The organism is Pseudoalteromonas sp. CNAT2-18.1, from assembly GCF_022347865.1.
In the GTDB taxonomy this organism is placed as follows: domain Bacteria; phylum Pseudomonadota; class Gammaproteobacteria; order Enterobacterales; family Alteromonadaceae; genus Pseudoalteromonas; species Pseudoalteromonas ruthenica.
Genome location: NZ_JAKRFR010000005.1, coordinates 364,893 through 387,413 on the forward strand (window position 1 = coordinate 364,893; position 22,521 = coordinate 387,413).

Annotated in this window: 19 protein-coding genes; 7 read left to right on the forward strand and 12 right to left on the reverse strand. The window is 47.6% G+C overall.

Translation table 11 applies throughout. The annotated features are described in order from the left end of the window. The first annotated feature begins 64 nt into the window (after positions 1-64). A complete protein-coding gene (locus MHM94_RS13290) occupies positions 65-973 on the forward strand; it encodes a pyridoxal-phosphate dependent enzyme (protein ID WP_235419478.1) in 909 nt (302 codons plus the stop codon). Here MHM94_RS13290 and MHM94_RS13295 read toward each other — a convergent pair. The 3 genes from MHM94_RS13295 to MHM94_RS13305 all read right to left on the reverse strand — a co-directional run bounded on the left by MHM94_RS13295 (position 960) and on the right by MHM94_RS13305 (position 4,803). Continuing rightward, positions 960-2,555: an EAL domain-containing protein gene (locus MHM94_RS13295; protein ID WP_235419477.1), complete on the reverse strand. Its 1,596-nt coding sequence runs from the start codon at positions 2,553-2,555 to the stop codon at positions 960-962. The genes MHM94_RS13290 and MHM94_RS13295 overlap by 14 nt on opposite strands. Before the next feature lie 153 nt (positions 2,556-2,708). Continuing rightward, positions 2,709-3,416, reverse strand: coding sequence for a single-stranded DNA-binding protein (gene ssb / locus MHM94_RS13300; RefSeq protein ID WP_235419476.1), 708 nt, complete (start codon positions 3,414-3,416; stop codon positions 2,709-2,711). 19 nt (positions 3,417-3,435) lie between these two features. Beyond that, positions 3,436-4,803, reverse strand: coding sequence for an MFS transporter (locus tag MHM94_RS13305; protein WP_235419475.1), 1,368 nt, complete (start codon positions 4,801-4,803; stop codon positions 3,436-3,438). Positions 4,804-5,045: 242 nt separating this feature from the next. On the opposite strand from MHM94_RS13305, the gene uvrA reads away from it, so the two are divergent. Further along, positions 5,046-7,868, forward strand: a complete 2,823-nt coding sequence (gene uvrA, locus MHM94_RS13310) for an excinuclease ABC subunit UvrA (RefSeq protein ID WP_235419474.1) — start codon at positions 5,046-5,048, stop codon at positions 7,866-7,868. Between the two features lie 45 nt (positions 7,869-7,913). Here uvrA and MHM94_RS13315 read toward each other — a convergent pair whose 3' ends face one another. Then, positions 7,914-10,049, reverse strand: a complete 2,136-nt coding sequence (locus MHM94_RS13315; RefSeq protein WP_235419473.1) for a winged helix-turn-helix domain-containing protein — start codon at positions 10,047-10,049, stop codon at positions 7,914-7,916. A 266-nt stretch (positions 10,050-10,315) separates the two neighbouring features. On the opposite strand from MHM94_RS13315, the gene MHM94_RS13320 reads away from it, so the two are divergent. Genes MHM94_RS13320 through MHM94_RS13330 form a run of 3 tightly spaced genes read left to right on the forward strand, consistent with a single transcriptional unit; the run spans position 10,316 to position 11,048 of the window. Further along, positions 10,316-10,543 (forward strand): hypothetical protein, encoded by a 228-nt coding sequence (locus MHM94_RS13320; RefSeq protein WP_022945508.1) that lies wholly within the window; start codon positions 10,316-10,318, stop codon positions 10,541-10,543. 11 nt (positions 10,544-10,554) lie between these two features. Then, positions 10,555-10,824, forward strand: coding sequence for a hypothetical protein (locus MHM94_RS13325; RefSeq protein WP_235419472.1), 270 nt, complete (start codon positions 10,555-10,557; stop codon positions 10,822-10,824). Continuing rightward, positions 10,821-11,048, forward strand: a complete 228-nt coding sequence (locus tag MHM94_RS13330; RefSeq protein ID WP_151173531.1) for a hypothetical protein — start codon at positions 10,821-10,823, stop codon at positions 11,046-11,048. The genes MHM94_RS13325 and MHM94_RS13330 overlap by 4 nt, the downstream gene beginning before the upstream one ends. Before the next feature lie 125 nt (positions 11,049-11,173). Here MHM94_RS13330 and MHM94_RS13335 read toward each other — a convergent pair whose 3' ends face one another. Next, on the reverse strand, positions 11,174-11,566 hold the full coding sequence (locus MHM94_RS13335; protein WP_053909906.1) for a thioesterase family protein: 393 nt from the start codon (positions 11,564-11,566) through the stop codon (positions 11,174-11,176). A gap of 27 nt (positions 11,567-11,593) precedes the next feature. Here MHM94_RS13335 and MHM94_RS13340 point away from each other — a divergent pair, with 27 nt between their 5' ends. Further along, positions 11,594-12,298: a 2OG-Fe(II) oxygenase gene (locus MHM94_RS13340; protein ID WP_235419471.1), complete on the forward strand. Its 705-nt coding sequence runs from the start codon at positions 11,594-11,596 to the stop codon at positions 12,296-12,298. A 40-nt stretch (positions 12,299-12,338) separates the two neighbouring features. Here the strand turns inward: MHM94_RS13340 and MHM94_RS13345 are convergent, their stop codons facing one another. The 5 genes from MHM94_RS13345 to MHM94_RS13365 form a co-directional block, all read right to left on the reverse strand. After that, complete coding sequence (locus MHM94_RS13345; protein ID WP_235419470.1) at positions 12,339-13,580, reverse strand: cysteine desulfurase-like protein; 1,242 nt, start codon at positions 13,578-13,580, stop codon at positions 12,339-12,341. A 9-nt stretch (positions 13,581-13,589) separates the two neighbouring features. Then, entirely contained in the window at positions 13,590-14,222 is a 633-nt protein-coding gene (locus MHM94_RS13350) for a 2OG-Fe dioxygenase family protein (RefSeq protein WP_022945502.1), read from the reverse strand. 229 nt (positions 14,223-14,451) lie between these two features. After that, complete coding sequence (gene acnB / locus MHM94_RS13355; protein ID WP_022945501.1) at positions 14,452-17,049, reverse strand: bifunctional aconitate hydratase 2/2-methylisocitrate dehydratase; 2,598 nt, start codon at positions 17,047-17,049, stop codon at positions 14,452-14,454. 257 nt (positions 17,050-17,306) lie between these two features. Next, positions 17,307-18,368 carry an OmpA family protein gene (locus tag MHM94_RS13360; protein WP_045979110.1) on the reverse strand — a complete coding sequence of 354 codons (1,062 nt, stop codon included), beginning with the start codon at positions 18,366-18,368 and terminating at the stop codon, positions 17,307-17,309. 371 nt (positions 18,369-18,739) lie between these two features. Beyond that, positions 18,740-19,891 (reverse strand): DUF5610 domain-containing protein, encoded by a 1,152-nt coding sequence (locus MHM94_RS13365; RefSeq protein WP_235419469.1) that lies wholly within the window; start codon positions 19,889-19,891, stop codon positions 18,740-18,742. Between the two features lie 195 nt (positions 19,892-20,086). Here MHM94_RS13365 and trmA point away from each other — a divergent pair, with 195 nt between their 5' ends. Then, positions 20,087-21,184, forward strand: coding sequence for a tRNA (uridine(54)-C5)-methyltransferase TrmA (trmA, locus tag MHM94_RS13370; RefSeq protein ID WP_151173532.1), 1,098 nt, complete (start codon positions 20,087-20,089; stop codon positions 21,182-21,184). A gap of 65 nt (positions 21,185-21,249) precedes the next feature. On the opposite strand, the gene MHM94_RS13375 is transcribed toward trmA, so the two are convergent. Both MHM94_RS13375 and MHM94_RS13380 read right to left on the reverse strand, forming a co-directional pair. After that, the gene (locus MHM94_RS13375) at positions 21,250-21,882 is read right to left on the reverse strand and encodes a thiol:disulfide interchange protein DsbA/DsbL (protein ID WP_130147092.1); all 633 of its coding nucleotides are present in this window, start codon (positions 21,880-21,882) and stop codon (positions 21,250-21,252) included. Positions 21,883-21,894: 12 nt separating this feature from the next. After that, positions 21,895-22,515 (reverse strand): thiol:disulfide interchange protein DsbA/DsbL, encoded by a 621-nt coding sequence (locus MHM94_RS13380; protein ID WP_026110942.1) that lies wholly within the window; start codon positions 22,513-22,515, stop codon positions 21,895-21,897. Between the last annotated feature and the right edge of the window lie 6 nt (positions 22,516-22,521).

Here is a 22,521-nt window from a genome sequence, read left to right on the forward strand (position 1 = left end):
TATACAAAGTATCAATAATTTGCGGAATTTAGCAAGTTAATTAGGGGAAAACTAGGGCAAAACTATGAGCTCAATCATTACATCCATCAAAGAGTCGCCAATGCAGCAAATTCACCATCCGCTGCTGCGGCATCACAACGTGCAACTAAGCATCAAACGCGACGATTTGTATCACCCTCTGATCCAAGGTAATAAATGGCGAAAATTAAAGTACAACTTAGCGGCTTTTCAGGCTTCTGAATGTAGGCAGTTGCTCACTTTTGGCGGTCCTTTCTCCAATCATTTATATGCAACGGCCGCCGCTGGAAAACTATTTGGTCTAAGCACCATTGGCATCGTGCGCGGCCCTGAACTTGATATGCACAACCCCACACTGCGCTTTGCCCACGCCTGCGGTATGAAGTTAGTGGCGGTCACGCGTAAAGACTACCGCTTGCGCCAGCAAAAAGATTACCTCAATGAGCTTAAGCAACGCTTTGGTAATGTCTACATTCTCCCTGAAGGCGGAACCAACCACGCGGCGCTACGCGGTGTAGCGGAGCTAGCCCAAACCTTACCAGAACACGATTATCTAGTGTGCGCTACAGGAAGTGGCGGTACCTTAGCAGGGTTATGCGCAGGCCATACGCAGCGAAAAGTACTTGGTATTGCCGTGCTCAAAAATGCAGATTACCTGAATCATGAAATAAGCCAACTAACTTCTACACACCACTGTGACTGGCAATTAATGCAGCACTTTCATGATGGCGGTTATGGCCGCTTTAGTGACAAACAATGGCGCTTTTGCCAAGATTTCAGAGCCACCTATCAAGTGCCACTGGAGCCTATTTACACGGGGAAAATGATGTACGCCCTGTGGCAACTGATTGCACAAGGGTATTTTCCTGCCGGCAGTTGCATCATTGCCGTACATACCGGGGGCTTGCAAGGGCTCAATGGCTTGCGTTATCGCGGCCTACTCAAAGCGACTTGAAGGTTGACAGTTGCAGTGCACCAGAGAAGTATGCACCTTGTGCAGCCCTAACCCCGAGCTGCTGTAACACCAAAACTTGTTGTTGCCTTTCAACGCCTACAGCAATTATTGGAATACTGTGCTGTTGGGCCTTTGCAACGTAAGCCAACACACGCTTTTGCACATTTTTATCCACTTCAATGTGGGCAATAAGTTCGGGTGCCAGTTTTATCGCTTGTACAGGCACCGCCAATTTATCGAGATCCACATTCGGCCATGTTCGTAATTGGTCAATAATAATTCCGCGTTGGCATGCCTTAGTTCGGCGCACCCGCCTACGCACGATATATTGATGCTGCTCTAAAAGTTCAGCCTTACATTCGATAAGAACATTGCGATGCTGCTCGAGAAAGAGCTTAAGACGTTGCCAAAATTCACCATCGAACCAGCTTGATTGTTGCAAGTTGATGCTGACATCACCTTGTTGCACCTCGGTGGCAAGCATTTTATCCAATCGGGCTAAAACGGCGCTATCCACACTGCTTTCTGCTTTACGTGTTTGCGGCTCTTCGAGGTACTCTGGTGAAATCAGGCCCAACTGCTGGTGGCGAACACGTAGCAAGGTTTCGTGATGCAGTATTTGCTCGCTATGCAAATCAAATACGGGCTGGAAAAAGCAAATAAAATGATCTTTTTGCACACTTTCACTCAGCGAGCATGACTTCGCTGCCAACAACATAGAGTGGTTATGGCTAAAGGGGATACGGTAGCAATGTTTGTCTTTACTTTGCTTTGCCAATGCCAACGCCGATTGCGTTAATTGATACACAATGGCTTGGTCAGCACCGCTTCGGTAGTTACAAATGCCCACTTTAACCTCTGCAGCCCGCAATTCAGGGAGTAAAGCTCGGCAGCTTTGTAAGATGGTGTCACTGAGTGCCTCAAGTTGCTTATCGAGGTGTTGGTAATGAATATCATGGATGGTAATAGCGAAGCTGCCGGTGTTAAGCACCTTCACCGACAGCTGTTGCTGGTAGCTTAAGCTTTCTTGCAACAAAGCCTCGAGCAAACTCGCGACCCCGTTTGCAGCAACACTCAGTTTAGTGCAATGGGCGATTGCAAACACACTCTGATACAAGTGATTTAAGCCTAAAATACTCGCACTCATCGGTGCTTGTTCTGTTTTTTCTAACGATGGTACTTTGCTCTTTTGCGATATACGCTTTCGCCTAAGAAGGTTGACCACCTGCCAACACATGTACGCCAGCAGCGCATTACCGATGATAAACCAGTGACTTTTCGACAACCACAATGGCGAGCCAAATATCTCCTGATGTTCATTCCCGGTGGAGATAACCACAGACACAGGGTCAACATAAGCATGCTGAGGAGGCTCAAGGAAAAAGCCATAAGGTTCGAGTAAGGTCGTTAATAACGCATCATCTACATCAGTAACCCGATCTAGCTGATGTGATAGCTGATGGATATCGGCTTGGCGCTGCATATGCAAGGCATACGCAAGTACAGCATTACACAATATAGCGAGTGTAATAGCCGCTAAACCAACAGTGATCCATGTACGGTATGGACGAAACAAAGACAAAATACAGGCCGACGAATAATCATTCTCATGCCTAAAGTGTTGTCCATGAAAGGGGGAAGCTCAAGCAAGAATCCATAAAAAAGCCCCATAGAATGGGGCTTGTGGAATAAAATAGCGAGATATCAATAAGCTTTTCGCACAACTTTTTAGTTGTTAGAACGGGATATCGTCGTCAAAATCAATGGGGGGTTCCATAGGGTTTGAAGCACCACCCTGGGGAGCATTTTGTGGTTTAGGGGCAAAGCCACCACCTTGCTGGCCGCCACCATGCTGATTGCTCTGATGATTCTGGTGAGAGCCAAAGCCACCTTGCTGTTGGTTGCCTTGCTGCATACCTTGGTTGCTTTGTTGCTGGCCATAGTTATTGCTTTGTTGCTGCCCGTAACCACCTTGCTGCGCAGCACCCTGTTGAGGAGCTCCCTGCTGTGGGTTACTTTGTGCTTGGTTATTGCCACCAAAACCGCCTTGTTGCTGAGCACCTTGATAACCGCCTGAGGCAGCACCCTGGTTATCGCCACGACCACCAAGCATTTGCATTTGCCCGCCCATATCGACAACAATCTCAGTGGTGTATTTATCTTGACCACTTTGGTCGGTCCATTTACGGGTCTGTAAACGACCTTCGATATAAACCTGTGAGCCCTTACGCAGGTATTCACCCGCGACTTCTGCCAGCTTGCCAAATAGCACCACGCGATGCCACTCTGTGCGCTCTTGCATTTGCCCAGTATTTTTGTCTTTCCAGCTATCTGTGGTAGCAATGCTGATATTTGCTACGCCATTGCCGTTTGGCATATAGCGAACTTCTGGATCTTGACCCAGATTACCCACCAAAATTACTTTATTAACACCGCGCGCCATGGATTTTTACTCCTATAAATTACACTGCGGCGACGAGTCTTTGCGCCGCCTCTAAATCAAATTTTTTGTCGTCTACTTTAAGATAGCTGCGATTTTCATCACACACCACCGTGGCCTCTAACACCCCAGGTAATGCCACTAAACGACCCGCCAACTGCTGTGCATCCTGCTCTGAATCAACAGCACTAAGCAAACTAATAATTTTGCTACGCGGCGGCACTCGCATTTTCGCGGCTATGACAAGCCATATTACCCCAACCACAGCAGCCGCCGCAAACACCATCTCAGGGCTGCCGGTTTGGGCCACATAACCGCCTAAAATGCCCCCTAAAAACGCGCCCAAGAATTGAGATGAGGAAAAAACGCCCATCGCTGAGCCTTTTTGATTCGCCGGAGACAGTCGCGATACCAAGGCCGGCATAGTGGCTTCAAGAAAGTTAAAAGCCACGAAGTACAGCATCATACATGCCGCGATGACATACACTGAATGCGCCCCGGCAACCAGCCCAAGCATACTCACAATGAGCATCACGATAGCGACTAAAAACAAGGGTTTTTCTTTTTGCTTGGCAACGGCGACGATCATCATCGGCACCATAAGCACAAAAGAAAGCACAAATACGGGGATATATAATTGCCAGTGTTTGGCGGCTTCAAGCCCATCGGCAATCAGTTGCGTCGGTAGTGACACGAATACGGTCGTCAGTGACAGGTGCAAAAACAGCACCCCTAAATCTAAGCGAGCTAAGTCTGGGTGACGCACTAACTTACCCACATCAGCAAGGGTAACACTGGTTTCGCCCTTGGGCGCACGATTAACCGCCGTAGGCACCATCCAAGTAACAATGGCCATGCCTAACACCGCCAGCGCAGCAGTCAGCCAGAAAATCCCGGAAACACCGAAGCTCGCGGCAACCATGGGCCCTAGCAACATGGCGACGGCAAAGCTCATGCCGATGCACATGCCGATCACAGCCATCACCTTAGGGCGCTGCTCATCACGACTGAGGTCGGCTGCAAGCGCCAGCAGTGCACTGGCAATCGCCCCCATCCCTTGTAGCGCCCGCCCTAATGTCAGGGTATACATGGATTCGGCACACGCGGCGACCATCGAGCCTAAGGTAAACAATACCAACCCACCGATGATCACCCGCTTGCGACCAATGCGGTCAGATAACCACCCCATAGGAATTTGCAACAACGCTTGGGTAAGGCCATAAGCGCCAATCGCGAGGCCGATCCATAACGGAGAAAAGCCACTGAGGCTTTGTCCGTAGACAGCCAACACCGGCATCAGCATAAACAGCCCAAGCATTCGAAATGCAAAGACACTGGCTAGCGATACCGCTGCACGTTTTTCGACAGTATTAAGTTGAGATGCGGACATGACGAAGTACTAAGCAGCCATAAAGCAAATTAAATTTATTGGCCGGCGATGATAGCATATCCACGCGCCAATATGACATGCCCAGCGGCATTAATCTTACACTGATCGCCCTCCCTGCTGTGCTTCGTACTGAGTTTTTCGTTGTTACAGTATTCACTCTTTAGGTCAATAAGGCATCGCTAAATCCTGTACAAATATGCGATACTTACGGGCTATTAAATTGCACGGGTAAAAGGCGAAGAATGGAAAATATCGAAGTTCGCGGTGCACGCACCCACAACCTCAAAGACATCAACCTCACAATCCCTCGCGATAAGCTGATTGTCATCACCGGCTTATCAGGCTCCGGCAAATCCTCCCTCGCTTTTGATACGTTATATGCCGAGGGTCAGCGCCGTTATGTTGAGTCGCTTTCCGCATACGCCAGACAGTTTTTATCACTTATGGAAAAGCCCGATGTCGATCATATTGAGGGCCTCTCCCCCGCCATTTCCATCGAGCAAAAGTCGACATCACACAACCCGCGCTCGACGGTGGGCACCATCACTGAAATATACGACTATCTGCGATTGTTGTTTGCCCGTGTTGGTGAGCCACGTTGCCCAACCCACAATTTACCCTTAGCGGCGCAAACCATTAGCCAAATGGTGGATCAAGTCTTGGCGTTACCTGAGGGCAGCAAGTTGATGCTGCTCGCCCCGGTGGTCAAAAACCGTAAAGGGGAGCATGTAAAGCTGCTCGAGCAACTCGCCGCCCAAGGCTACATCCGCGCCCGTATTGATGGCGAAGTCTGTGACTTGTCCGATCCACCGCCGCTTGAATTACATAAAAAACACACCATTGAAGTGGTTGTCGATCGCCTTAAGGTGAAAGGGGGTCAGCAACAGCGCTTAGCCGAATCCTTTGAAACCGCCCTTGAGCTTTCAGGGGGCGTTGCTCAGGTTGCCGCTATGGATGACTCCTTACAGGAAGAGATGGTGTTTTCCGCCAATTTTGCTTGCCCGACCTGTGGCTATGCCATGAGCGAGCTGGAGCCACGGTTATTTTCCTTCAACAACCCCGCAGGTGCTTGTCAAAGCTGTGATGGCTTAGGGGTACGCCAGTACTTTGATCCCAACCGCGTTGTTCACAACAGTGAGCTCAGCCTTGCTGGCGGCGCTATCAAAGGCTGGGATAAACGCAGCTTCTACTATTTCCAAATGCTGCAATCGGTCGCCGAGCACTATCAATTTGATCTTAACACCCCCTTCCAAGACCTTGATGAGCAAGCACAAAAAGTGGTTCTAGAAGGTTCAGGAGGGGAGAAAATAGCCTTTAGCTACCGTAATGACCGTGGCGATTTAATTACCCGCAACCATGAGTTTGAAGGCGTTCTTAACAATATGCAGCGCCGCTACCATGAGACCGAGTCAAACTCGGTACGTGAAGAGCTGGCTAAGTACCAAACCTCGCAAGCCTGTCCGAGCTGTCATGGCTCACGACTGCGCCAAGAGGCCCGTAATGTATTTATCGGTGACACCAACTTACCTGCCGTCACCCTGATGAGTATCGGTCAAGCCTATGACTATTTTGAGCAGCTCGATTTTAGCGGCCAAAAAGCGCAAATTGCCGATAAGATCCTCAAAGAAATTCGCGACCGCTTGTCTTTTCTCGTCAATGTGGGTCTAAATTATCTATCTCTTGAGCGCAGCGCCGATACCCTTTCCGGGGGGGAAGCACAGCGTATTCGTCTCGCCAGCCAAATAGGAGCGGGACTGGTGGGGGTGATGTATGTGCTTGATGAGCCCTCGATTGGCCTGCATCAACGCGATAACGATCGCCTGCTACAAACGCTGACTCGTCTGCGCGACTTAGGCAACACCGTTCTCGTGGTGGAACACGATGAAGATGCTATTCGCGCCGCCGACTATGTTATTGATATCGGCCCCGGCGCTGGAGTACATGGTGGTTATGTAGTTGCTGAGGGCACCCGAGATGAAATCATGGCTAACCCTGATTCATTAACCGGGCAGTATCTCAGTGGCAGCAAAGAAATCGCCGTGCCCAAAGAGCGCCATGCAGCCTCTGATAAATGGCTGGAGCTATTCGGTGCCACCGGCAACAACCTTAAAGCCGTCGATATACGTATTCCTTTTGGCTTGATGACCTGTATCACCGGGGTCTCCGGTTCCGGAAAATCGACCCTTATTAACGATACCTTGTTTAAGGTGGCGCACACCGAACTGAACGGCGCAACCGCCGTTGAACCTGCGCCGTACAAGGATATTCAAGGTTTAGATCATTTCGACAAGGTTATCGATATTGATCAAAGCCCTATCGGGCGCACGCCACGCTCCAACCCCGCCACTTACACCGGTATTTTCACCGCCATTCGCGAGCTGTTTGCAGGCACACAAGAAGCGCGTTCACGGGGTTACAAGGTGGGCCGCTTTAGCTTCAATGTTAAAGGCGGCCGGTGTGAGGCATGCCAAGGCGATGGCGTAATTAAAGTAGAAATGCACTTTTTACCTGATGTATACGTGCCGTGTGACGTCTGCCAAGGCAAACGCTATAACCGCGAAACCCTGGAAGTGCTTTACAAGGGCATGAATATTCACCAAGTGTTAGAGATGACGGTAGAAGATGCGCGACAGTTCTTTGATGCCATCCCCGCGATAAAACGCAAGCTGCAAACGCTGATGGATGTCGGCTTGTCGTATATTCGACTTGGCCAAGCCGCAACCACCCTCTCCGGTGGTGAGGCGCAACGGGTAAAACTCGCCCGTGAATTATCCAAGCGCGATACCGGCAAAACCTTATATATACTTGATGAGCCAACGACTGGTCTGCACTTCCATGATATTCAGCAGCTGCTGGCGGTATTACACCGTTTGCGCGACCATGGTAATACCATCGTGGTGATTGAGCATAACCTGGATGTCATCAAAACCGCAGACTGGATCGTTGATTTAGGCCCTGAAGGAGGCAGCGGCGGGGGCGAAATTCTCGTTGCTGGCACGCCAGAACAGGTAGCCGAGTGCCAGCGCTCGCATACCGGTAAATACTTAAAACCTATGCTCAAGTAGCACCCACTCTCGGGCCTGAATTTAATCGTTTAAACTCAGGCCTTATTATTCCCACATAAGGCGGTTGATTGAGCTATCTTCACTCATTTTGCGAGTGATAATGATCCGCCCATCAGCATCGGGCACCGCGCTTAGTATCTCAAATGGTAGCTGCACCTGCTCACACCGCTCTCCAGTCAAAGCCCAACGATACACGTTGTATGTATAGTCCATGGAATAGGCGTAGCCATCGCGCACATGGATAGGCACATGAGAAGACATTGATAGCTCACAGGGCACACTGTACTGGGCATTATCCGTTAATGATATTAAGGTCTTATCTTTGAACAAAAAGACCTCGCCGTTAGCACCGGTGACTAGCTGTAAGGCATCCGTCTCGCGCACCTTGTTAAGCTCCCGAGTGATAAAATCAAACTGATAAAGAGTCCGTGGTGACGATGATTTGCTTAACACATACAACGATTGGCCACTTTCATGCCACGCCCAATCCATTATCGGAATGTGTGCAAGCTCACTAATAGCCGTTGCCTTTGCGGTTTCAACATCGAGTAAGAAAGGTTTTTTCTGCTCTGTCAGCACGATGTTTTCGCCACTAGGCGATACCCTTAAGTTGTCCAAAAGAGCATGGTCTGGGTGGTCTAAAAATGATATCTGATTCACCTGTCCATCTCGGGCGTGCCATACCTGAGGACGGCCAGAGCGTAGTGAAATAAAGTAGTGCCCGGTGCTATGAGCGACTAACCCATATTCACTGCTATCGGAGGCATAAAGCTGCTGATATTGAGCCGCCTCGGTAAAACTTTCCAAAGCGACCACTTGATAGGTTATGCGACTAAGCGGTGAGTAATACACCGAGTTGTCGTAATAGCTGATATCTGACATCTTGATATCATCAGGTAAGGCATAGGCCTCGGCGATTTCAGCGCTGTGAATGTCTATAAATAATAGCCGCCCTTTTTCATCACCATAGAGCAAGGTCTCACTGTTATACCAATCCAATGCCGAGTTTCTGTAAAAACTAGCGGGCGGTGAGTTCATGCGTTTTATTTCACCGGTGTCCAAGCTGTATACATAAACCTCTACCTGAAAGTCGAGATCCAGCTGTAAATAGGCGATGTGCTTTCCATCTGGAGATAACGACAAGGACCCTGGACCGACCTTGTCCGCCATAGGCGCAATCAGCTGAGAAGTCGTGCCCGAGTATACATCGTACCTAAATAACCCAATATAATGCGAGTAAAGCTCGCCACGGATAAAATAAAAATAGCGACCATCATTACTTAATTGGCCACTGTAATCAAAACGATGATCACACTCCATGAGCGGCTTAGGTTCGCCTAATTCAGGGAAGTTTTTGAAATCTATGGCTAAATATTGGCAACTGCTATCAGTCGCGTTTCTGGCGCGTATCACCAAGGTATCACTATTATGTTGCCAAGACAGGGCGGCCACTTCAGCATCTTTATAGGTTATGGCGACTTCGTCCCGAGTGATCACATCGAGAACAAAGGCGCCTTCTTTCCCTGATGCGTCTTTTTCATTGCTGTAAGCCAGTAAGCGTCCGCTATCGTTGATAAGAGGCACATATTCACTGCCCACTTTCCAGGTCACTTTGTGGCGACTCATTGGCTTTTGCTCAGCGATAACAGCGGTTGTTTGTGACGATGCAAAGAACTCAGACCCGTTCAGCGTGTAAGCGGCACTAGCAAGCACAGCGATAAACACCACCGCAGCCACATACTTCCACCAAGCATAACTGGGCTTTGAGCGCGTAGGTGTTATCGGCTGCTTGTCCTCGTGGGTGTTAACTTGAGTGTGCGCAAGCAGCTCTGGCGCCGCAGTTTGTGGCGCAGCTGCACTGGCAGCGTTATCCAATGTCGCCACTTCACGGACCAAACTATAGCCTTGGCGGTAGTGGGTTTTTATAAAAATGGCTGGATCGTCAGGGTGTTTTAACTTTTTCCGCAACTCAGAAATGGCGCGATTTATGGCATTATTATCAACATAGCCTTGCTGCCAAACATGCTCAATTAATTGTTCACGGGTAACAATCTGCTGCGGCCGTTGGAGAAAAAAAGTGATCAGCTTAATCAGCAGCGGGTCTAATTCTCGCTCAATATCCCCGCTAAGCAACACTCCTCGCTGCTCAAGTAATGTCCATGGTCCAACTCTGTACTGCACTCGAAAAAAGTCCCTTGATTAAAGCCAACGCAATGCTAACACAGGTGAACAAAAAGTGAATCAAAACCTTATAAAAGGTTATATTTAAATATAATAATTGAGGGTATCTTTATGATTTTAATTATTTATTTTAAATAATATGAAGTTATGAAAAATCCGTAAGATGTAGATAAGCGACGCGGCGAAAACCTCGACCTAATATGGATAACAACAAAACGGCACAGCCAAGCGGCTTTGCAAACAACACCCATAACGAGGATTAAATTATGAACAAGCCACTACAAGCAGTATTACTAATAAGCACTCTTCTCGCGACAGCAACACAGGCTGGCGAACCGCAAGTTAATACACAGCCCAAAGCGACTCTGCCAAGTACCAGTTTGACGCAATTAAACAATAAATTAGAACAACAACTTGATATGCAGTTACATGAGTCTATTGGCCGTATTAACCAAGATGTCGCCAAACGCATTATCGAGCAGCAAGGCAACTAAGGAGCACGGTGATGAGAGCCAGCAGTTTATCCGTCCCCCTATTAGCGCTGACGTTGAGCTCGGCGCATGCCGGCGGAGCTCAAGTACTTATGAGCCTTAATACAGCAACGGCGGTGACTGAAAACCCAGCGCATACACAACAGCAGCGCTCGCTGGCTACACTTGAGCGCAAGATGCAGCGCCGCTTAGAGCAGGGCTTAGTGATTGAGGTTAATGACAAAGCATTAGAACGCGCGCTGAGAGCACGTATTGAGCAGCAATTGGAGCAAAAAGAAAGATGACCAAAACAACCAAGCAAGCACTTCCTTACCTGTTGCTCTTTGGCACTTTGGCGTTGGCACAATTGAGCAGTATTGACTGGCAACAATTGCGAGAGAGTAGCGCGTTGGTACAGCGCCATAGTAAGCAGTTGCAATTGTCATGGTGGCACGAACAGGACAGTGCCAATGCTTATAATTACGTGGTCGCGACCACCCCTCAGCAGCAACCACAATCCATCGACTAAATATTGGGGCGACCGCAGGGGCGAACGCTGGAGCATAAGCAATGGCACGCTAACTAAAACCATCAAGAGGCCATTGCCATCGTATCAGCCGTCGCCTCTGCGGCCCCTTAAGTAGGCCTGCGTAGTCAGTCTGATAAATACTCACTGAGCGCCGTGCGCTCTTCATCGCTCAGGGGCTGAGAGGTTTTATCACTGAAATTGTAGCGCACCATCACCGTTTTTCCCTCGGCGCAACATTCACCATGCTGCCAAGCTTGTTGTTTAATGACGAAGGAGCTTGACCCGATACGCTCTATCATGGTTTTTACCTCGACCTCTTGGCCGTAAAATAACTCCCCCATAAAAGTCACTTCCACTTTAGCGACGATTAACCGCCATTGGTGGGGATTGAGATCGGGGGTAAAGATTTTAAAAATAGGGGTACGGGCGGCTTCAAACCATACAGGGAGTACGGTATTGTTAATGTGTCCAAGGACATCAGTTTCGCTAAAACGGGGCTGAACCTTCTCAATAAGCATAATAATTCCAAAAGGTAAGGTTGAGTCATGTCAGACTTTATTGGCGTTTATGATAACGCGCTTAGTGACGAGTTTTGTAGTCAGTTTATCGACCTTTTTGAGCAAAGCCCGCATACCCAACCAGGGCGCACCTCAGGCGGTATTGATTTAGCGAAAAAAGATAGCCGCGATTTATACCTCAATGCCCACCCCGAGTATGCTCAAGCGCTACAACATATCCAGCAGGTAACAGCGCGACACGTGATGGACTACGTGCAAGAACACTTTTTTATGATGATTGGCGCCTTTGGCCTTAAAGTTTATCACCCCAAAACCGGACAGCCAGTTGATGTTACCGTGGATAACTTTGATGAAGTGGCAAAGCCGCAGATGGGCACCTTACTACAGCAACTGTTTCGTTTGGGGAATATCCAAGCGCAAAAGTATGAAGTGAATAAGGGCGGTTACCCCTATTGGCACAGCGAAGTATATCCCCAACAAGGCCACAACGAAGCGCTGCATCGGGTATTGCTGTTTATGTTTTATCTCAATGATGTCAGCGAAGGGGGAGAAACCGAGTTTTATTATCAGAACCGTAAGATAGCACCTAAACGTGGCACCATGGTGGTTGCTCCGGGTTACTTCACCCACACCCACCGAGGCAACAAGCCAATATCCAATGACAAATACATTCTCACTTCCTGGGTGTTATTTAATCGTGCCGAGCAAATTTACGGACAGCCTAGTAGCTAACAAAAAAGGCGGCTGTTACGCCGCCTTTTAACCTACATCATTAGGCGTTGTTAATGAGCGTTGCCAAGAGCTCGAATAAGCGGTCTATTTCGGCGATGCTGTTATAGTGCATGCAACCGATACGCACGACTCCGCCTTTATCCATCACGCCGAGCTGCTCACACAGGCCTTGCGCATAAAAGTTACCATCCCATACACAGAGGTGGTGCTGGCCTAAAAACTCCGAAATTTGGCGCGGTTCGAAGCCAGCAATGGTCAGTGCAAAGGTGGGTGTACGCTGTTGCACTCGTTCAACATCGCTAATGCCATACAGAGTGATCTGTGGAAACTCTGCCAAACGCGTTAAGAAGTGGCGACTGAGCGCCATTTCATGCTCTTTGCTATTGGCAAAGGCGACTTGCAAACGCTGACGACGTGGCGTGCTGGCATCAAGACCGCTTAAACTGGCGATGTAGTCTATTGCGGCGGTGACACCGGCCAACCCCTCGAAGCTTTGTGTGCCCGTTTCCCAACGTCCCGGAACCACATCTTTCGCCGGCGCGACCTTGTAAGGAGTAAAGTGCTCTAAATGAGCGCGCTTACCGTAAACGATGCCCACGTGCGGACCAAAGAACTTATAAGCTGAGCAAGCAAGGAAGTCACAGTCTAAGGCTTGTACATCGATAAGCTCATGTGGTGCGTAGTGCACGGCATCCACATAGACTAACGCACCGTGCTGGTGAGCAAGCTCAATAATGCGCTTAATATCATTGATAGAGCCTGTGGTATTGGAAGCATAGGTCACTGCCACCAGCTTAGTATTGTCATTAAGAAGCTGCTCGAAATAAGCCATATCCAAGGTGCAATCCTGCTCGTTGACGCGTAGTGCATGCACTCGCGCCCCCTTGTCTTCAGCAGCCTGCACCCAAGATGATACATTTGAATAATGGTCAGCATTGGTGACAATGATCTCATCGCTCGCTTGCCAGTCTCTAGACAAAGCGCGGCTGAAACTGAATGTCAGGCTGGTCATGTTGGCGCCAAAGACAATTTGCTCAGGGCTTGGGCTATTAAGTAAATCAGCCACTGCTTGACGCGCTGCGCTCATCACCGCCACGGTTTTGTCACTGGAGAAAAACGCGCCGCCCAAATTAGCATTGTAGTGGCCAAGGTAGCTGCTCATCGCGTCTAAAACAGACTGCGGAACCTGCGCCCCACCTGGACCATCAAAAAAGATCGGAGATTGACCATCCACCTGCTGCATTAACGCCGGAAACTGCTGGCGTAATTCGATTAAGTTCATGGCTGTCCCTTAAGCTGTCAGCACGAAGCAATCCAAGTAACCTGGCTTGCTATCATCAATTTTATTCATCGGCGTGGCGTTGTGCCAAACTTGGCGATCGTCAATCAGGGCAAACATGCCGTCTTTAATCTCCATTTTAAAACACGGTTTCGCTTCTTTATGCTCATACACCAGCAGCTCTCCGCCTTCTAGGTTTTCGTGCGATACGCCACATACACAGACATGGTCAAAGCCATCTTGATGCACGCCTTCAGGTGCCGGCGGCGTGTCACTTTCAATTGCCAGCATGCGGAACTGGTGAATTTCAATATCACGGTCATCACTGATGCCGGTCATGGTGCGAAACTCTTCCACAATGCGCTTCATGCCTGCACTGGCCAACAGCGACTGTTCTAGATTCTCGTAGGTACGCTCAATATTGCCTTGGAAGTTATTGATGGAGTCGTCCTGAACAAAGGCTTTAGTCGGCTGTAGCGTAAGCTCGCCTTGCTGCATTTTAACCACTGAGTAACGTCGCTTACGAAATGCACCATCGGCATACGGGTTGTCGGGAAGATTATCAAACGAAGGCTTTACTGCGTCGATATGAGCTTGGTCGATAAAACGAAGCTGGAGAAGGTTCTGATTATTTAACGTTGTCATAAAGATCCTGCCTTTTATGCAAATTTGCGGGGATCTTAAGCTATTTTCGGTGGTGGTTTGATTTTATTTACCCAGTTAGTTTATGTGTTTTTGCATCAAAAATGCATACATATGAATATAATAGGTAAATAATCTAATATTTTTATACAGTGAAAAAATAAACACCTAATCAACTTTGTTTTGAGCATAAAAAAGCCCACTTGCGTGGGCTTTTTTATTTAACGCTGCATTACACCGCTTGCTGGATGATGACCTCATCCGCTTTTTTGGTGTACTGAGGCATTTTATGGAAGTTCAAGTAGCGATACGTATCAGCCGCTGTCGCATTGATCTTCTCGGCATACTCTTGGTATTCCTGAGGCGTAGGTAGTTTACCCAAAATCGCCGCTACCGCTGCAAGTTCAGCAGAAGCCAAGAATACATTAGCACCAGTACCTAAACGGTTCGGGAAGTTACGCGTTGAGGTAGACACCACAGTCGCTTTATCAGCAACACGAGCTTGGTTACCCATACACAATGAACACCCTGGTGTTTCAATACGAGCGCCGACACGGCCAAAGATACCGTAGTAACCTTCATCTGTTAGCTGGTCACGGTCCATCTTCGTTGGTGGCGCAACCCAAAGTTGAGTTGGCAAACGACCGCCGTAGTTATCAAGAAGCTTACCGGCGGCACGGAAGTGACCGATGTTAGTCATACATGAACCGATGAATACTTCGTCGATTTTCTCACCGGTTACGTCAGAAAGTAAACGCGCATCATCTGGATCGTTTGGCGCACACAGGATTGGCTCTTTGATCTCTGCAAGATCAATTTCAATCACGTGCTTATAGTCTGCGTCTTTGTCCGCTTCCATTAGCTCTGGGTTGGCAAGCCACTCTTCCATCGCTTTAATACGACGCTCAATAGTACGTACATCGCCGTAACCTTCAGAGATCATCCACTTCAACATGACAATGTTTGACTCTAGGTATTCAGCGATTGATTCACGGCTAAGCTTCACGGTACAACCAGCGGCACTACGCTCCGCTGATGCATCAGAGAGCTCGAATGCTTGCTCAACAGTAAGGTGCTCAACACCTTCAATTTCAAGAATGCGGCCAGAGAATTCGTTGATCTTACCTTTCTTCTCAACGGTAAGCAGACCCTCTTTGATGCCGTAATAAGGAATAGCATGGACGAGATCACGTAGCGTGATACCTGGCTGCATTTCACCTTTAAAGCGCACCAATACAGACTCAGGCATATCCAGTGGCATAACCCCAGTCGCCGCCGCAAACGCAACCGCACCAGAACCCGCTGGGAATGAAATACCTAGAGGGAAACGAGTGTGTGAGTCACCACCCGTACCGACTGTATCTGGAAGTAGCATACGGTTAAGCCAAGAGTGAATAACACCATCGCCTGGGCGCAGTGATACACCGCCACGGTTCATGATGAAATCAGGCAGCGTGTGGTGCGTTTTCACATCGATTGGTTTCGGGTAGGCAGAAGTGTGGCAGAAAGACTGCATGGTTAAGTCAGCAGAGAAACCAAGGCAAGCTAAGTCTTTAAGCTCGTCACGCGTCATTGGACCGGTGGTGTCTTGTGAACCCACGGTAGTCATCTTCGGCTCGCAGTATTGCCCTGGGCGAACACCTGGCATGTTACAAGCGCGACCAACCATCTTCTGCGCTAGGGTAAAGCCCTTACCTGAGTCGGTGATGATCTTCGGCTTACGGAAAATATCTTCCGGTTCCATACCCAATGAGGCACGCGCTTTATCAGTAAGGCCACGACCCACAATCAATGGGATACGACCGCCAGCACGCACTTCGTCAAGAATCACGTCAGATTTAAGTTCGAAAGTGCTGATCACGTCATCGGTGCCGTGACGCTTCACCACACCTTCATATGGGTAGATATCAATTTGATCGCCCATATTCATGTCATCAACATTTAACTCGATTGGTAGCGCGCCCGAATCTTCCATGGTGTTGAAGAAAATAGGGGCAATTTTACCGCCAAGACAAACACCACCAACACGCTTATTCGGTACGTGAGGAATGTCTTCACCCATAAACCAAAGTACTGAGTTAGTCGCTGATTTACGTGAAGAACCAGTACCGACAACATCACCTACATAGGCAAGTGGTAAGCCTTTTGTTTTTAGCTCTTCTAGCTGTGAAATAGGACCTACTTCACCGTTTTTATCAGGGTTAATGCCATCACGCTCATTTTTCAGCATTGCCAAAGCATGCAATGGAATATCAGGACGTGACCACGCATCAGGGGCTGGAGAAAGGTCATCGGTGTTAGTCTCACCGGTTACCTTGAATACGGTAACAGAAATTTTCTCTGGTACTGCTGGCTTTTTCTCAAACCACTCAGCATTTGCCCATGATTCAATAACTTGCTGCGCGTACTTATTACCTGCTTTAGCTTTTTCTTCCACGTCATAAAACGCGTCGAACATAAGTAAAGTGTGTGACAAGCCCTTTACGGCAATCGGTGCTAAAGCGTCGTCATCAAGAAGGTCTACCATTGGCGCAATATTGTAACCGCCAAGCATAGTACCTAGTAGCTCTGCTGCTTTTTCTTTATCAATAAGTGGCGTTTGCGTTTCGCCTTTAGCAACTGCAGCAAGGAAACCTGCTTTTACGTAAGCCGCGTCATCCACACCAGGTGGTACACGGTTTACAAGTAAGTCTAAAATGAATTCTTCTTCACCGGCTGGTGGGTTCTTAATAAGTTCGATTAAGTCAGCTGTTTGCTGAGCATCTAGTGGTGCAGGCACAATACCTTGGGCTGCACGCTCTTCAACATGTTTACGATATTCTTGAAGCACAATTTTGCCCTCTTGGTGACGTGAAAACAGCGCGTATCGCCAAAGCGCTTACGTACTATTTATAAAATTTTGACACGAATACAATTATAAAGGCTTTAAAGATAGAAGAAAATTGCTGCCATTGCCCAGTAAGGAAATAGTCACTATAAATTTGATGAATATCAATTAAGAGAAGATATAAAGTGGTGAATGTTGAGTAATAACTATTTGCAACAAAAAAGCCCAGCATCACACTGGGCTTTTTCATCAGATAATACTTAGTTGCGATTTACTTTTACGCGTTCAGTTACAGAAATATGTGCTTCAACGCGACGGTTTTGCGCATGTGCTTGTGCAGTGTTTGCATCGTTTAACAAGCGCTCTTCACCGAAGCCCACCGTATTGATGCGCGACTCGGCAATGCCGTCGTCGATAAGCTGGTTCGCTACGTGATCGGCACGCTTTTTAGAGAGCGTTTTGTTGTAAGCGGCATCACCCACTGCAGAGGCGTGACCTTCCAATAGCACAGTGGTTTTTGGATACTCTTTCATAAAGTCAGCCACTTCTTGAATATCATCAAAGTAACGCTGGTTTACGTCTGAGTTATCATGCGGGAAGCGCACTAACAAGCTCACTTTATCGCCTTTTTCCATGTAACGAGTACAGCCGTTCTCATCCACCGCATCGGTCATAGGTGTATTTGCGCAATTATCTCGCGCATCAATAACACCATCTTTATCGCTGTCTTTCGGCTCTTCTTTCACTACTGGAGCAACAACAGGCTCTGGCGCCGGCTCTACTTTTTTCGGCTGCGGCTTATCACCAAAGTGATAGCTAAGACCGAGTTTAAGGCCGAAGTCTGAGTGATTTTGGTTCAAGCCTTCGTAGTAATTTGCTTCACCATAGGCAGCCCAGTTATAAGTTAGGTGATGGCGAAAACCCACACCTAGATTTGCCGCATTGAAGTCGTTATAAACATCAAACTTCTTAGCACCCAACACACCATAAACGGTATCGTTAAAGTGGTATAGTACGTCCGCACCATAACGCTCGCCGGTTTTATGATTGTCGGTATTTTCAATATCAAGCTCGAGTGCAGCGAACTCTAAGCGTGCAGTCCAATATTCGTTAAAGCGATAACCCACTTCAACACCTGAGCCAAAAGATTCGCCAATTTCAGTGCCTACAGGCGCACCATCGATGCGATCCCAATCGGCCCAGAAATAATCCCCAAAAACACCAATATGGAGGCCTTCTTGCGGGTTTGTTTGTTCGTCAGCCATAACGCCTTGAGTTGCGAAAGCCAGTACAATAGCTGCAGAGAGTGATTTGATTTTCATTGTATCCATCCCATGTTAACGATTATCGAGCACGCGCTTAGCATTTGTGCGTCACACACCAGATTAAAAAAGCGGTTAATACTGCTTAATAAATCTGAGCTCGTTCGATTGTTATTGACTTTATTAGCTGGCATTTCTTGCTCTTATCGTAGCCACATTAATCAATGTGGTTTACGTCGTGGTCCAAGCCAACAGTTCATTTCCACACCCAAAGTGTAGACCGCAGTGAAGCAAAAACAAAAGCTTAGCCCCACTTTGTACTTCAAATTTAAACACAGGTTTGCTGAATAGCTGCTGAGCATCATATTAAAGTACTATGAACTGAATGTAACCAAGGCATTAAAAAAGCACCAAATGGTGCTTTTTGTTTATTACTCGCTGTCATCGCTGGGGGTCGATGGTGAGTCTTTTAACAGCTGCTCCAGCTGCGAGAACATCGCTTTGCTGTAGTCAATAAACTCTTGCACTTTCTCTTGCTCTTTATCTTGATTGAGCCAAAGCATCAACCCCGATAACTCATTTTGCAGCCCTAAGTCACCGGCCTGCTTGTATGCCTCTTTCAGCGACTCATTGAAAGGTTGCAGCTCTTTGGCAACTTCTTTACCTGGAGCCGTGCTCTCATACTCTCTTATTGCAGCGCGAGTTTTAGTTTGTGTCAGATCCATAGAGAAAGCGACTAGCTCTGGGTTATCTAGCTGCAACTCACTGGCTTTATTGAACGCCTCATCATATTGGCCGCTAAAGAAGTCTTCACTTACGCCTTGCAGTTGTGCCATGAAATCATTTACAGCTTGCTGCTCATCTTCATTTAATTCGCCATTAACCGATAACGTGAAGTTTAATTCCTGCTTCTCAAACTGTTCAGATGCATAGCCAGCCCCTTGCTTTTCGCCGGGGGCAAATAAACTGGCTGCCGCACCAGCTTGGTAGTTTTGCGCTAAACTAACGACCACTTCATCGCCTTCAGCGGTAGTAAAACGATACTCGGCATTATTTTGTAGCTGCATATACTGAGCTTGGCTTACCGCTACGCCATTACCAATACTTTGCTCACCAAAAAGCGATTGCTCAAACTCATTGAGCCCTTCCTCAATACCTTTTTGTGACTGCTCAATGCCGGTTTTAATTTCGTCGTTGAGTAGCCCAGCATCTTCAAGCTCACCGTAGGCATCATCAATACCGGTTTGCACGCCTTCGCGCGCTTGCGCCAGCATTTCTTGTAACTTGTCGTCATTGGCGCCATCGGCTTTCGCTTTTTTCACCGCACCAGTGACAAACTGCAGCACATTTTTCACTACCTCTTCGAAGTCAAATAACGGCTTGCTTTGCTGTTTTGGTTGTTCGAGACCCAACGCTTGCGCCAATTTGTCATTCAATACCTTGGCACCCACTTGGCCATAACCCGATGAGTAACTATCAAACCTCGGAGAGTTAATCGCGGGCTGTGCCGGCGCATCACCTTTATTTTTTAAACCAGAACGATTGCTTTGGTTAAAGATATGATTTAAATCGCTAATTTTCATGAGCTAAGGCCCTCCTCTGCAGTGGTTGCCAAGCCTTGGCAGCACACATTCATGAGTCAATTAATATACTACTACCGCTGTTATCGGCAGCACGCACAGAAACTGTAGAAATTTTGTGCACTTTATAATGGCCGATACTGGACAAACCGTGGCAACTGCCTACAATAGCGGCGCACTTAATAACGAGAGGTTTGCATGCCAGTAATTGATATCGATACCAGCACCTATGACGCGCAGCTAACAGAAAAACAACAACGAATCACGACACAGTTTTCGCGCTTTGGTGTGCAACAGCTTGAAGTGTTTGCTTCGCCGCCGAAGCATTACCGTCAACGTGCTGAGTTTAGAGTATGGCATGATCAGGACGAGCTCTACCACATTATGTTTGACCCTGTGAGCAAAGAGAAGATCCGCGTTGATCACTTTGACCCGGGTGCGCCGTTAATCAATGACCTTATGAGCGCGCTTATCAACGAGCTCAAAGATGATGAGTTGATGCGCCGTAAACTGTTTCAAATCGATTACCTCACGACGCTAAGCGGTGAGGCGTTGGTGAGCCTGCTTTACCACAAGCCACTCAACGAGCAATGGCTAGCTGGTGCCAAGGAATTACAAGCAAGATTACAACAACGTTTTAATGTTGAACTCATTGGTCGTGCTCGCAAACAAAAAGAAGTGTTAGGAAATGACTATGTTATCGAGCGCTTGCAGGTAAATGGCCAGCAGTACGTTTATCAGCAAGTAGAAAACAGCTTTACCCAACCCAATGCCAAGGTGAACGAGCTAATGCTGGGCTGGGCTCAAGATGTGTGCGCCCCTTTGAATAATGATTTGCTCGAGCTTTATTGCGGTAATGGTAACTTCTCAGTCGCCTTAGCAGGGTCTTTCAATCGCGTATTAGCCACAGAAATTTCGAAGTCATCGGTTAAATCGGCACAATACAATATCGCTGCTAATAAGGTGACTAACCTCGATATTATTCGTATGAGTAGCGAGGAGTTTACCCAAGCTATGCGTCAAGAACGTAGCTTTAGCCGCTTAAAAGACATCGACTTACAAGAGTATAACTGCCAGACCATCTTGGTTGATCCGCCGCGTGCTGGTATGGATGAGTTAACCTGTAAGTTGGTGAGTGAGTATGACAATATTGTCTACATCTCCTGTAACCCAGACACATTAGAGCGCGACTTAGATAGGCTAGCAAGTACTCACAAGGTAACGCGATTCGCGATTTTTGATCAGTTCCCTTACACCCATCATATAGAATCCGGTGTATTTCTCACTCGCAAGTAGCTGACATTATTTGCAGAATAAAAAAACCGCATCATTAAATGCGGTTTTTTTGTGTCTTTCTTAACTTATTTTTTCGCAAGAAAGTTAATCAGTGCGGCAATATCTTCGGGGTCGGTAACACCTGACTCACGACCTAGTAGTAGGCGATATTTACCATTAACAATAAAGGTAGGAACACCGCGTAGGGCCCCTTTTTCTTTAAAGTATTCTTGATCGCGCTGCATCTTCGAGGCTTTGGTGCGAATAGCAAAGCCTTTGAATAGCTTGTCAAACTTGTCGCCATCTACGCCGTTGGCAACAAAAATATCTTTCACATCAGCGACTTCGTTAAACTTAGCGCGCTTAGTGTGGATATGACTGAAGATGGCTGCAATCAACTTGTCTTTTTGCGGCAGCACTTCAGCAGTTGCGAGTGCTTGTGACAGCATATCTTGATTCTCGGTGCTGCGGCCGCCCATGAAGTTAACGTGGCTTTTCTTAAAATCAACATCTTTGCTGAGCTTTGGTTTTACATCCATAAGCAAGCCTTCATAGGCGTTACATGCGGGGCAATAGAAAGAGAAAAACTCTTTCACTTCCGGCTTACGGCTAGCTCTGTCCGAAACCACTTCATAGTGCGTGCCTTCTTCAAACTGTGCCGCAATCGCACTGATGGGCAGCGCCAATGCCATCATGGCTAAAGCAATGAACTTCTTCATCGAGTACTCCGATTATTTTTCTAATAAATAGTTTACGAGCTCGTTTAGCTCTTGTTGCGATGCCACTTTATGCACATGCACTTTGTACTTATCGTTAACGATAAGTGTTGGCACACCGGTCAAAGCACCTAGCTTTGAGTAAGTTGTTTGGTCATCCACAGCTTCTTTCTCGCCATTTACAACAGGCTCGCTCGCAGCAAGCATAGCGAAACGTTGGGCATCAATGCCTTGCTCTGCGAGCAATGCTTCCACAGACTCTTGCGTTTGTAATGGCTCGCGTTGACGGTGAATGCTATCGAAAATCGCCTGCGCTACTTCGGCATCTTTACCTTCTTCTTTGGCAACGAGGTAAGCCCGAGTTAGGCGGTTTTGCGCATCTTTATCAATACGTAAGAAGTTTACATGGCTCTTAACTAAAGGCACGCCTTCAGGCAGTGACTCTTCAAGCGCCCCAACAATGGGCTCAAGCTTGAAGCAATGAGGGCAGTAGAAAGAGAAAAATTCGGTTACTTTATCAGCTTCAGACGCTTCAGCTTCAAGTACTTGATAGTGCTCGCCCGCTTTAAAGTCAGCTGCCCAAGCGGCAACAGGTAGGCAAAGTAGTAGTAGTGAATATTTTAAAGTTTTTATCATAGTCAT

What these genes read in the sequence shown, in the direction of transcription:
- MHM94_RS13290 (WP_235419478.1), top strand. Translation starts at nt 65, where the DNA reads ATGAGCTCAATCATTACATCCATCAAAGAGTCGCCAATGCAGCAAATT.
- ssb (WP_235419476.1), bottom strand. Translation starts at nt 3,416, where the DNA reads ATGGCGCGCGGTGTTAATAAAGTAATTTTGGTGGGTAATCTGGGTCAA.
- MHM94_RS13305 (WP_235419475.1), bottom strand. Translation starts at nt 4,803, where the DNA reads ATGTCCGCATCTCAACTTAATACTGTCGAAAAACGTGCAGCGGTATCG.
- uvrA (WP_235419474.1), top strand. Translation starts at nt 5,046, where the DNA reads ATGGAAAATATCGAAGTTCGCGGTGCACGCACCCACAACCTCAAAGAC.
- MHM94_RS13320 (WP_022945508.1), top strand. Translation starts at nt 10,316, where the DNA reads ATGAACAAGCCACTACAAGCAGTATTACTAATAAGCACTCTTCTCGCG.
- MHM94_RS13325 (WP_235419472.1), top strand. Translation starts at nt 10,555, where the DNA reads ATGAGAGCCAGCAGTTTATCCGTCCCCCTATTAGCGCTGACGTTGAGC.
- MHM94_RS13330 (WP_151173531.1), top strand. Translation starts at nt 10,821, where the DNA reads ATGACCAAAACAACCAAGCAAGCACTTCCTTACCTGTTGCTCTTTGGC.
- MHM94_RS13335 (WP_053909906.1), bottom strand. Translation starts at nt 11,566, where the DNA reads ATGCTTATTGAGAAGGTTCAGCCCCGTTTTAGCGAAACTGATGTCCTT.
- MHM94_RS13340 (WP_235419471.1), top strand. Translation starts at nt 11,594, where the DNA reads ATGTCAGACTTTATTGGCGTTTATGATAACGCGCTTAGTGACGAGTTT.
- MHM94_RS13345 (WP_235419470.1), bottom strand. Translation starts at nt 13,580, where the DNA reads ATGAACTTAATCGAATTACGCCAGCAGTTTCCGGCGTTAATGCAGCAG.
- MHM94_RS13350 (WP_022945502.1), bottom strand. Translation starts at nt 14,222, where the DNA reads ATGACAACGTTAAATAATCAGAACCTTCTCCAGCTTCGTTTTATCGAC.
- MHM94_RS13360 (WP_045979110.1), bottom strand. Translation starts at nt 18,368, where the DNA reads ATGAAAATCAAATCACTCTCTGCAGCTATTGTACTGGCTTTCGCAACT.
- MHM94_RS13365 (WP_235419469.1), bottom strand. Translation starts at nt 19,891, where the DNA reads ATGAAAATTAGCGATTTAAATCATATCTTTAACCAAAGCAATCGTTCT.
- trmA (WP_151173532.1), top strand. Translation starts at nt 20,087, where the DNA reads ATGCCAGTAATTGATATCGATACCAGCACCTATGACGCGCAGCTAACA.
- MHM94_RS13375 (WP_130147092.1), bottom strand. Translation starts at nt 21,882, where the DNA reads ATGAAGAAGTTCATTGCTTTAGCCATGATGGCATTGGCGCTGCCCATC.
- MHM94_RS13380 (WP_026110942.1), bottom strand. Translation starts at nt 22,515, where the DNA reads ATGATAAAAACTTTAAAATATTCACTACTACTACTTTGCCTACCTGTT.